Annotated in this window: 9 protein-coding genes and 1 pseudogene; 8 read left to right on the top strand and 2 right to left on the bottom strand. The window is 70.4% G+C overall.

The window, feature by feature from the left end; translation table 11 throughout:
* Positions 1–71 precede the first annotated feature (71 nt).
* Complete coding sequence (locus CQZ88_RS09545; protein WP_050034728.1) at positions 72–920, bottom strand: 3-hydroxyacyl-CoA dehydrogenase family protein; 849 nt, start codon at positions 918–920, stop codon at positions 72–74.
* A gap of 99 nt (positions 921–1,019) precedes the next feature.
* Positions 1,020–2,198, bottom strand: a complete 1,179-nt coding sequence (locus CQZ88_RS09540; RefSeq protein ID WP_006941058.1) for a thiolase family protein — start codon at positions 2,196–2,198, stop codon at positions 1,020–1,022.
* 147 nt (positions 2,199–2,345) lie between these two features.
* Between CQZ88_RS09540 and CQZ88_RS09535 the strand changes: the two genes are divergently transcribed.
* From CQZ88_RS09535 to CQZ88_RS30750, 8 genes and pseudogenes are all read left to right on the top strand, one after another.
* Positions 2,346–3,140: an enoyl-CoA hydratase-related protein gene (locus tag CQZ88_RS09535; RefSeq protein WP_006941059.1), complete on the top strand. Its 795-nt coding sequence runs from the start codon at positions 2,346–2,348 to the stop codon at positions 3,138–3,140.
* Between the two features lie 36 nt (positions 3,141–3,176).
* Entirely contained in the window at positions 3,177–3,908 is a 732-nt protein-coding gene (locus CQZ88_RS09530; RefSeq protein ID WP_006941061.1) for an SDR family NAD(P)-dependent oxidoreductase, read from the top strand.
* 29 nt (positions 3,909–3,937) lie between these two features.
* Entirely contained in the window at positions 3,938–5,608 is a 1,671-nt protein-coding gene (locus CQZ88_RS09525; RefSeq protein ID WP_006941062.1) for a class I adenylate-forming enzyme family protein, read from the top strand.
* Positions 5,605–6,792: an acyl-CoA dehydrogenase family protein gene (locus CQZ88_RS09520; protein ID WP_102799643.1), complete on the top strand. Its 1,188-nt coding sequence runs from the start codon at positions 5,605–5,607 to the stop codon at positions 6,790–6,792. The genes CQZ88_RS09525 and CQZ88_RS09520 overlap by 4 nt, the downstream gene beginning before the upstream one ends.
* Positions 6,793–6,805: 13 nt before the next feature.
* Positions 6,806–7,954 (top strand): acyl-CoA dehydrogenase family protein, encoded by a 1,149-nt coding sequence (locus CQZ88_RS09515; protein ID WP_006941064.1) that lies wholly within the window; start codon positions 6,806–6,808, stop codon positions 7,952–7,954.
* Positions 7,955–7,985: 31 nt separating this feature from the next.
* Positions 7,986–8,648, top strand: coding sequence for a TetR/AcrR family transcriptional regulator (locus CQZ88_RS09510; RefSeq protein WP_006941076.1), 663 nt, complete (start codon positions 7,986–7,988; stop codon positions 8,646–8,648).
* A gap of 2 nt (positions 8,649–8,650) precedes the next feature.
* Positions 8,651–9,403: an enoyl-CoA hydratase/isomerase family protein gene (locus CQZ88_RS09505; protein WP_006941078.1), complete on the top strand. Its 753-nt coding sequence runs from the start codon at positions 8,651–8,653 to the stop codon at positions 9,401–9,403.
* Positions 9,404–9,513: 110 nt separating this feature from the next.
* Positions 9,514–9,633 (top strand): annotated as a pseudogene (locus CQZ88_RS30750) (TetR/AcrR family transcriptional regulator); the annotation flags it as partial.

Raw genomic sequence — 9,633 nt, 5'->3', positions numbered from 1 at the left:
CCCGGAACGGGGGCGGGTCCGTGGTTACGGACCCGCCCCCGTTCGTGCGTGGACGTCGGATCCTTGCCCGCTCAGCTCCAGTCGTAGAAGCCGCGGCCGGACTTGCGGCCGAGCTCGCCGCGGGCCACCTTGTCGCGCAGCAACTGCGGCGGCGCGAACCGCTCCCCCAGGGTGCCGTGCAGGTACTCCGCGACGGCCAGCCGGATGTCCAGGCCCACGAGATCCGTCGAGCGCAGCGGGCCCATCGGATGCTTGTACCCCAATTCCATTGCCCGGTCGATCGACTCGGCGTCGGCCACGCCCTCCTCGAGCATCCGGATCGCCTCCAGGCCGAGCAGCACGCCGAGGCGGCTGGTGGCGAAGCCCGGCGAATCGCGCACCACCACGGGCGTCTTGCCGAGCAGCTCCACCCAGCCCGCGACGTCGCGCACCAGCGCGTCGGAGGTCGTCTCGGCGCGCACGATCTCCACCAGCTCCGACGCGGGCACCGGGTTGAAGAAGTGCATGCCCAGGAACCGGGACGGGTTCCTCAGGGCGGCGCCCAGCTCCGTCGGCGACAGCGAGCTGGTGTTGGTGGCGATCACCGCGTCGTCGGGCACGACGCGCTCGGCGTCGGCGAGCACGCGCCTCTTCAGGCCGGGATCCTCGGGCACCGCCTCGACGAGCAGCCGGGTGTCGCCGGGCAGCTCGGCCACCGACGCGACGAACGCGACCCGGCCGGCCACCACGTCGAGCGGATCGACGAGCTTGCCGCGCTCGGCCGCGCGGGAGAGGCTGTCCGTCAGCCGCTTTCGCGCGGCATCCAGGTCGCCGGTCTCGGACACGGTCACGGTCGCGCCGAGCGCGGCGAAGGCATGGGCGATGCCGACGCCCATGCGGCCTCCGCCGATCACGGCAACACGGTCGGGAAGTCCTGTCATCTGCTGGTCCTCTTCTCCAGGAATCGGGTCATGCGTTTCTACCTGTCCACGGCCCCGTACCGCACCGCCCGGGCGGGATCGTCGAGATGATGTGGTCGCTCACGGCGCCTCCACCGCCAGCGACACGCCCTGGCCGACGCCGACGCACAGGGTGGCCAGGCCCCGCGCCGCGCCCTCGCGTTCCATGCGGCCGAGCAGGGTGACGAGGATGCGCGCCCCGGACGAGCCGAGCGGGTGACCGAGCGCGATGGCGCCGCCGTCCGCGTTGACGAGGTCCTCGTCCAGGCCGAGTTCGCGGATGACGCCGAGCGACTGGGCGGCGAAGGCCTCGTTGAGCTCGATCGCGCCGATGCCGTCGAGGGTCCATCCGGTGCGGTCGAGCAGCTTGCGGGTGGCGGGGACCGGGCCGAGGCCCATGATGTGCGGGGCGAGCGCCGCCGAGGCGCTGCCGACGATCCGGGCGCGCGGCGTCAGCCCGTGCCGGCGCACCGCGTCGGCGCCGGCGAGCACCAGCGCGGACGCGCCGTCGGACAGCGACGACGACGAGCCGGCGGTGACGATGCCGCCGGCCCGGAACACCGGCTTCAGGCGGGCGAGTTTCTCCTCGTCGGTCCCGCGCCGCGGGCCCTCGTCCACGTCGACGACGCCGTCGCGCACCGGCACCGGGACGATCTCCTTCTCGAACCGGCCGGCGTCGATGGCGGCGAGGGCGCGCCGGTGGCTGCGGACCGCGAACGCGTCGCTCGCCTCCCGGATGATGCCGTGCAGGGCCGCGACCTCCTCGGCCGTCTCGCCCATCGACAGGGTGGTCGTGTCGTCGAAGCGCGGGTTGGTGAACCGCCAGCCGATGGCGGTGTCGAAGACGGCGCCGGGCTTGGCCCAGGGTGTGCCGGGCTTGCTCATCACCCACGGCGCCCGGGTCATCGACTCGACCCCGCCGGCGACGACGATGTCGGCCTCCCCGGACCGGATGGCCTGGGCCCCGGAGGCGACAGCGGTGAGCCCGCTCGCGCACAGGCGGTTGACGGTGTACCCGGGGACGGTCTGCGGCAGGCCGGCGAGCAGCACCGCCATGCGGGCGACGTTGCGGTTGTCCTCGCCGGCCTGGTTGGTGGCGCCGAGGATCACCTCGTCGATCGCGTCGGCCGGGACGCCGCTGCGCGCGACGGCCTCGCCGACGACGAGTGCGGCCAGGTCGTCGGGCCGCACCGGGGCGAGCGCGCCGCCGTAGCGGCCCTGCGGTGTGCGGACTCCGTCGACGACGTAGACGTCGATCATCCGTAGATCTCCCTTCCGAAACCGGGGGCCGTGTGACCCTTGACACCCTCCGGTAGTGAATGTACGTTCATAGTTAGTGAAGCACAATTCATCACTCATGAACAGAACTTCAATTCCTGACCCGACCTGCGCTGACGAGGAGTCATCATGACCGTGTTCGAGGACATCACCTACGAGATCGACGGCCCCGCGGCGATCATCACGATCGACCGCCCGCACCGCTACAACGCGTTCCGCGGCAAGACCGTCGAGGAGCTCATCAAGGCGTTCCGCGCCGCGTGGGCCGACAGCCGGGTCTCGGCGATCATCCTCACCGGCGCCGGCGAGAAGGCGTTCTGCACCGGCGGCGACGTCAAGCAGCGCGCCGAGACCGGCGACTACGGCCCCACCGAGAGCGGCATGTTCGAGATCGGCTACCTGCACAAGCTGATTCGCGACATCCCGAAGCCGGTCATCGCCGCGGTCAACGGAGTCGCCGTCGGCGGCGGACACGTGCTGCACGTGCTGTGCGACCTCACGATCGCCTCGGAGAACGCCAAGTTCGGCCAGGCCGGCCCGAAGGTCGGATCGTTCGACGCCGGTTTCGGCTCGGCCTTCCTCGCCCGCGTGGTCGGCGAGAAGCGCGCCCGCGAGATCTGGTACCTGTGCCGCCAGTACGACGCCGCCACCGCCGAGCGCTGGGGCCTGGTCAACTGGGTCGTGCCGCAGGACAAGCTGCTCGACGAGGCCAAGGCGATCGCCGCCGAGATCGCCGAGAAGAGCCCCACCGCCATCAAGTTCCTCAAGCAGTCGTTCAACGCGGACACCGACCACCAGGCCGGCCTGAGCAACCTCGCGATGTCGGCGCTCGACCTGTTCGGCAAGTCCGACGAGGGCCTCGAGGGCGCCAACGCGTTCGCCGAGAAGCGGCCCGCCGACTTCGCCAAGTTCGTCAAGGCCTGATCCCTCCCCATTTCGGATTCCCCGAGAGGACCCCTCATGAGCAACATCGCACTGGTCACCGGCGCCGGCTCCGGCATCGGCAAGGCCATCGCACTGGCCTTCGCCGCACAGGGCGACCGCGTGGTCGCCGCCGACCTCGACCTCGCCGCCGCCGAGGCCACCGCCAAGGAGTACCCCGAGCTGATCACCGCCCTGCCGGTGGACATCGCCGACCGGGCCCAGGTCGACGAGCTGCGCGAGCGCACCCACGCCGAGGTCGGCGTGCCGAACGTGCTCGTCAACGCCGCCGGCTGGGACCGCACCGATCAGTTCCTCAACGCCACACCCGAATTCGCGCAGAAGGTCGTGGCGATCAACTACCTCGGCCCGGTGCACGTGTGCAGCGCCTTCCTGCCCGGCATCATCGAAGCCGGCAACGGCGGCCGCGTGATCAACCTCGCCTCCGACGCCGGCCGCGTCGGCAGCTCCGGCGAGTCGATCTACGCCGGGGCGAAGGGCGGCGTCATCGCGCTGACCAAGTCCCTCGCCCGCGAGATGGCGCGGCACGGCATCAACGTCAACTGCGTGTGCCCCGGCCCCACCGACACCCCGCTGTTCCAGGCGCAGGACGAGAAGCTCAAGGCCGCACTGATCAAGGCCATCCCGTTCCGCCGGCTCGCCCGGCCCGACGAAGTCGCCGCCCCCGTGCTGTTCTTCGCGTCGGAGGCCGCGTCGTTCGTCACCGGTCAGGTGATCAGCGTCAGCGGCGGCCTCACGATGGCCGGCTGACCGCGGACACGCGAGGGAGGACGGACACCATGACCGCGTCGTACAACGCCCGGGCCTACCGGGAGTACTTCGAGAACGACTTCACGTACCTCAACGGATTCCGGCGCAACACCAAGCGTTACGCACACCAGGTCGCCCTGAGCGACCCCGGCACCGGGCGGCAGTGGACCTACGCGCAGCTCGGGGAGCGCGTCGACCGGATCGCGACGGGCCTGGCGGACGCGGGGGTGCAGACCGGGGACGTCGTCGCCTACCAGCTGTTCAACGGCGTCGAATTCGCCGAGCTCTACCTCGCCACGCAGGCCGTCGGGGCGGTCGGCTCGCCGGTGAACTTCCGCCTGGCGGCCGGCGAGACGGCGTTCGTCCTCGACAAGTGCACCCCTGCGGTATTCGTCTACGACACCGAACTCACCGACATGGTGCAGGAGGCGTTGCGGCTCGCAGCGCACACTCCGAGGGTGATCGTGGCCGTCGGCGACGGCGACACCGTCGAAGTCACCGGCGTCACGGTGATGCGGTACCGGCACCTGGCCGCCGACCGCATCGCGCTACCGCCGCTGCATCGCACGGTGTGGGACGAGACCACCCGTCTCTACACCTCCGGCACGACGGGCATGCCGAAGGGCGTGCCGCTCAACAGCATGATCGAGATCTTCAGCGCCCACGACGTGATCATGCACTTCCCGCTCGGCCCCGACGACAAGACGCTCAACATGACCCCGTGGTTCCACCGCGGCGGCCTGCACGCGGGCGGGCCCAACCCGACGTTCTACGTCGGCGGTGAAGTGGTGCCGCTGCGGTCGTTCGACGCCGACCGGGTCCTCGACCTCGTCGCCGCGTACGGACTGACCTTCCTCATCGGCGCACCGACCAATCTCGCCATGCTCGCCGCCGCCCAGGAGGCGCGCCCGCGCGACCTGTCCAGCCTGCGCGGCATCGTCACGATGGGCGCGCCGCTCGAGAAGGAGGCGGCGCTGCGCTACCAGAAGGTGCTCAACCCCCGGATCTTCAACGGCTACGGCACCACCGAGGCCTTCTGGAACACCTTCCTGCGGCCGGCCGACCTGCCCGACCGCGCCGGCAGCGCCGGCCGCGCCTGCACCGACGACGAGGTCCGCGTCGTCCACGTCTACCCCGACCGGCTCGCCGACCCCGACGACGTCGTCGCCCACGACGGCCACGACGTCGGTGAGGTCATCGTCCGCTCCCCCAAGTGCGCCAACGCCTACTTCGACACCCCCGACCAGGAGAGGGCCAAGTTCCACCAGGGTTGGCTGCACATCGGCGACCTCGCCACCTGGGACGCCGACGAGTTCGTCACCATCGTCGGACGCAAGGACGACATGCTCATCTCCGGCGGTGAGAACGTCCACCCGGTGCAGGTGGAAGAGGCACTCAACGCCCATGCGCAGGTGCAGGACTCGCTCGTCGTCGGCGTCCCGGACGAGAAGTGGGGACGCATCGTCGTCGCCTACATCGTCGCCGAGGATCCCTCGCTGACGGTCGATCACCTCGACGCCCACTGCCGCTCCCACCCGATGCTCTCGTCGTTCAAGCGGCCGCGCGCCTACCGGTTCGTCGAGACCCTGCCCGTCTCCCCCACCGGCAAGAAGCTGCATTACAAGGCCACCGAAGCCGCCGCGGCCGAGTTCGCCGCCGGCCTCTTCTCCGCTCCCTCCGACTCGAGGATGACCCGATGAGCACCACCACCCTCCCCAAGTTCGACGCCCTCGACCCGCTCGCCATCGACTCGCTCTACTCCGACGACGAGCTCGCCGTCCGCGACACCGTTCGCAAGTTCTGCGCCGAGCACGTCACTCCGCACATCGCGGAGTGGTTCGAGGCCGGCGACCTGCCCGGCGTGCGCGACCTCGCCCGCGAATTCGGCAAGCTCGGCCTCCTCGGTATGCACCTCGAGGGCTACGGGTGCGGTGGCTCGTCCGCCGTGCACTACGGCCTCGCCTGCCTCGAGTTGGAAGCCGCCGACTCCGGCATCCGCTCCCTGGTCTCGGTGCAGGGCTCGCTCGCGATGTTCTCGATCTGGAACAACGGTTCCGAGGAGCAGAAGCAGCGCTGGCTGCCGGGCATGGCGGCGGGCGAGATCATCGGCTGCTTCGGCCTGACCGAACCCGACGTCGGCTCCGACCCGGGGGCGATGAAGACCCGCGCCCGCCGGGACGGATCCGACTGGGTTCTCGACGGTCGCAAGATGTGGATCACCAACGGCTCCATCGCCGACGTCGCCGTGGTCTGGGCGAACACCGACGAGGGCGTCCGTGGCTTCGTCGTGCCCACCGACACACCCGGTTTCAGCGCCCACACCATCAAGCACAAGCTGTCGCTGCGCGCCTCGGTCACCGGCGAACTCGTCCTGGACAACGTGCGCCTGCCCGCCGACGCGCTGCTGCCCGAGGCCAAGGGCGTCAAGGCGCCGCTGCAGAGCCTGTCCGAGGCGCGGTACGGCATCATCTGGGGCGCGATGGGCGCCGCGCGCTCGGCGTGGGAGGCCGCCCGCGACTACTCGATGCAGCGCACCCAGTTCGGCCGCCCCATCGGCGGATTCCAGCTCACCCAGGCCAAGCTCGCCGACATGGCCGTCGAACTGCACAAGGGCCAGTTGCTGTCGCTGCACCTCGGCCGGCTCAAGGACAGCGTCGGGCTGCGGCCCGAGCAGGTGAGCTTCGGCAAGCTCAACAACACCCGCGAGGCCATCGAGATCTGCCGCACCGCGCGAACCATTCTCGGCGGCAACGGCATCTCCCTCGAGTACCCCGTCATCCGGCACATGGTCAACCTCGAGTCCGTGCTCACCTACGAGGGCACCCCCGAGATGCACCAGCTGGTGCTCGGCCAGGCCTTCACCGGCGAAAACGCCTTCCGCTGACAGGAATCCCACCATGAACGCACGATTGATCCACGACTCCGAGCACCTGCAGTTCCGCGAGGTCGTCCGTGACTTCGTCCGGGACAAGATCACCCCGGTGCACGAGGACTGGGAACGGGCGAGCTGCCTCGACCGGTCCCTGTTCACCGAGGCCGGCAAGCTGGGCCTGCTCGGCTTCCCGGTCCCGGAGGAGTACGGCGGTCCCGGCGTCGACGACTTCCGCTACAACGCCATCCTGATCGAGGAGGTCAACCGGGCGGGCAACGCGGCCGCCGGGATCGCGTTCTCGCTGCAGAACGACGTCGTGCTGCCGTACCTGACCGACATGACCACCGACGAGCAGAAGGCGCGCTGGCTGCCCGGCGCCGTCACCGGCGAGACCGTCCTCGGCATCGCGATGACCGAACCCGGCACCGGCAGCGACCTGACCGGCATCCGCACCTCGGCGGTGCGCGACGGCGACCACTACGTGGTCAACGGCGCCAAGACGTTCATCTCCAACGGGCAGAACGGCGACCTGTTCGTCGTCGCCACCCGCACCTCCGACGACCCGCACAAGGGCCTGACCCTGCTCGTCGTCGAGGCCGACACCGCCGGCTTCTCCCGCGGGCGCAATCTGGAGAAGATCGGCCTGCACGCGCAGGACACCAGCGAGCTGGCCTTCACGGACATGCGGGTCCCGGTCGCGAACCGGCTCGGCGAGGAGGGACAGGGCTTCTACCAGCTCGTGCACAACCTGCCGCAGGAACGGTTGTCGCTCGCGATCGGCGCGGTCGCCGCGGCGGAGGGCGTGTTCGCCGAGACCCTCACCTACGTCAGGGAGCGCAAGGCCTTCGGCAAGCCGGTCTCGAGCTTCCAGAACACCCAGTTCGTGCTGGCCGAACTGGCCACCGAGCTGGATCTGGCCCGCACGTTCCTCGACGACTGCATCGCCGAGCACGTTGCCGGCGAGCTCACCGCCGCCCGCGCGGCGCGGCTGAAGTGGTGGGCCACCGAACTGCAGGTGCGGGTCGCGGACCGGTGCCTGCAGTTGCACGGCGGCTACGGGTACATGCGCGAGTACGCGGTGGCACGCGCGTTCGTCGACGCCCGCATCCAGACCATCTACGGTGGCACCACCGAGATCATGAAGACGATCGTCGCCAAGGATCTCGGGATCTGAGCGGCCGTCCCGAGCGACGAGGAGGACGCCCATGTCGGCCGATCCGAGCGAGCTGCCGATCGACGAGGCCGTGCGCGCGGTCCGTGCGAACTCCCGGCGCAGGCAGATCCTGATCGCTGCCGCGAAGGTGATGCAGCGCACAGGGTTCCATCAGATGTCCATGCAGGCGCTGGCCGACGAGGCGAACGTCAGCGTGGGCCTGCTCTACAAGTACTTCGGCAACAAGGAGGAGATCCTCCTCGCCACCATCACCGCCATCCTGGACGCGTTCCGGGATCAGCTCGAGCCCGCGATGGCGGCGGCCGGCACGGACCCCGTGGAGCGCCTGGCCGCGGGGATCGGCCGGTTCGTCGAGATCGTCGACGAGAACCTCGACGCCGTGGCCCTGACCTACCGCGAGAGCCGCACGCTCGACCCGGCCGGGCGGGAGATGCTCAAGCGGCTCGAGATCGCCACCTCCGCCCCGCTGCGTGCGGTGCTGACCGAGGGCATCGACGCCGGCATCATGAACCCGGTCGACGTCGACCTGATGGTCTTCGACCTGGTGCTGCTCGCCCACGGCTGGGCGCTCAAGCACTGGCATTTCGGCCGGCTCTACAGCCTCGACGACTACATCCGGCTGCAGACCCGGTTCGTGCTCAACACCGTTCTGCCACAAGAACACCGAACCCGCTACCGACACCTGCTGGAGTAACCGTGAGCGTCGTCACCACACGCGAAGACCGCGTCGGGATCATCACCCTCGACCGTCCCCCCGCCAACGCCTTCGACGAGGCGCAGGCGGAGGCCCTGGCCGAGGCGGTCACGACGCTGGGCGAGGACCCCGCCGTACGGGCCGTCCTGATCCGCAGCGCCCGGCGGATCTTCTGCGGAGGCGCGGACATCGCGATGATGGAGTCCTGGAGCACGCAGCCCGATCGGGGTGCACGCCTGCGCCGCTTCACCGCACGGCTCCAGGACGTGTTCGCCCGCATCGAGGCGCTGCCGAAGCCCTCGGTGGCCGCCCTCGCCGGTGCCGCCACGGGAGGCGGCCTCGAGTTGGCCCTCGCGTGCGACTTCCGCGTCGCGGGCGCCTCGGTGAAGCTCGGGCTTCCCGAGGTGGGAATCGGGCTCCTCCCCGGTGCGGGGGGCACGCAACGGCTCACCCGGCTGGCCGGTCCGTCGGTGGCGCACCGGCTCGTTCTCGGCGCCGAACTGGTCACCGGCCGTGCGGCCGAACGGCTCGGAATCGTGCAGTGGGCCACCGACGCCGACGTCGAGACCGAGGCCCGAGCCTTGGCCGATCGACTCGCGCAGCTGCCGCCGGCCGCCTACGCGGCCGCCAAACGCTGCATCGTCGCAGCTCGGGGCGATGAGGGGTTCGCCCGAGAGCTCGACGAGATCAGCCGGCTGATCGAGACGCCGGACACCGTCCGCTTGCTGGAAGGATTCGTCGCGCGCGCCCGGTAGCCCGGCGTGCGGGCCGTCGCGGGATGTCCGCCGCCCGGGGCTGCGCCGGACGACCCGCCCGGATCACTCGGTACTGTGGATCCGACCCAGCGGCGACGAGGAGCACCACCATGACCACCGACCACGACGCGCTACCCGTGGACGAGGCCGTGCGAGCCGTGCGCACCAGCTCCCGCCGCAAACAGGTGCTCGACGCCGCGGTGACGGTCATGCAGCGGACCGGGTTCCAC

Origin of the sequence: Rhodococcus sp. ENV425, assembly GCF_002887785.1 — a bacterium.
In the GTDB taxonomy this organism is placed as follows: domain Bacteria; phylum Actinomycetota; class Actinomycetes; order Mycobacteriales; family Mycobacteriaceae; genus Rhodococcus; species Rhodococcus aetherivorans.
This window is presented reverse-complemented; position numbering and strand designations above follow the sequence as displayed.

Excerpts from the sequence above, each read along its gene's own strand:
- CQZ88_RS09545 (WP_050034728.1), bottom strand. The coding sequence starts at position 920 with ATGACAGGACTTCCCGACCGTGTTGCCGTGATCGGCGGAGGCCGCATG.
- CQZ88_RS09540 (WP_006941058.1), bottom strand. The coding sequence starts at position 2,198 with ATGATCGACGTCTACGTCGTCGACGGAGTCCGCACACCGCAGGGCCGC.
- CQZ88_RS09535 (WP_006941059.1), top strand. The coding sequence starts at position 2,346 with ATGACCGTGTTCGAGGACATCACCTACGAGATCGACGGCCCCGCGGCG.
- CQZ88_RS09530 (WP_006941061.1), top strand. The coding sequence starts at position 3,177 with ATGAGCAACATCGCACTGGTCACCGGCGCCGGCTCCGGCATCGGCAAG.
- CQZ88_RS09525 (WP_006941062.1), top strand. The coding sequence starts at position 3,938 with ATGACCGCGTCGTACAACGCCCGGGCCTACCGGGAGTACTTCGAGAAC.
- CQZ88_RS09520 (WP_102799643.1), top strand. The coding sequence starts at position 5,605 with ATGAGCACCACCACCCTCCCCAAGTTCGACGCCCTCGACCCGCTCGCC.
- CQZ88_RS09515 (WP_006941064.1), top strand. The coding sequence starts at position 6,806 with ATGAACGCACGATTGATCCACGACTCCGAGCACCTGCAGTTCCGCGAG.
- CQZ88_RS09510 (WP_006941076.1), top strand. The coding sequence starts at position 7,986 with ATGTCGGCCGATCCGAGCGAGCTGCCGATCGACGAGGCCGTGCGCGCG.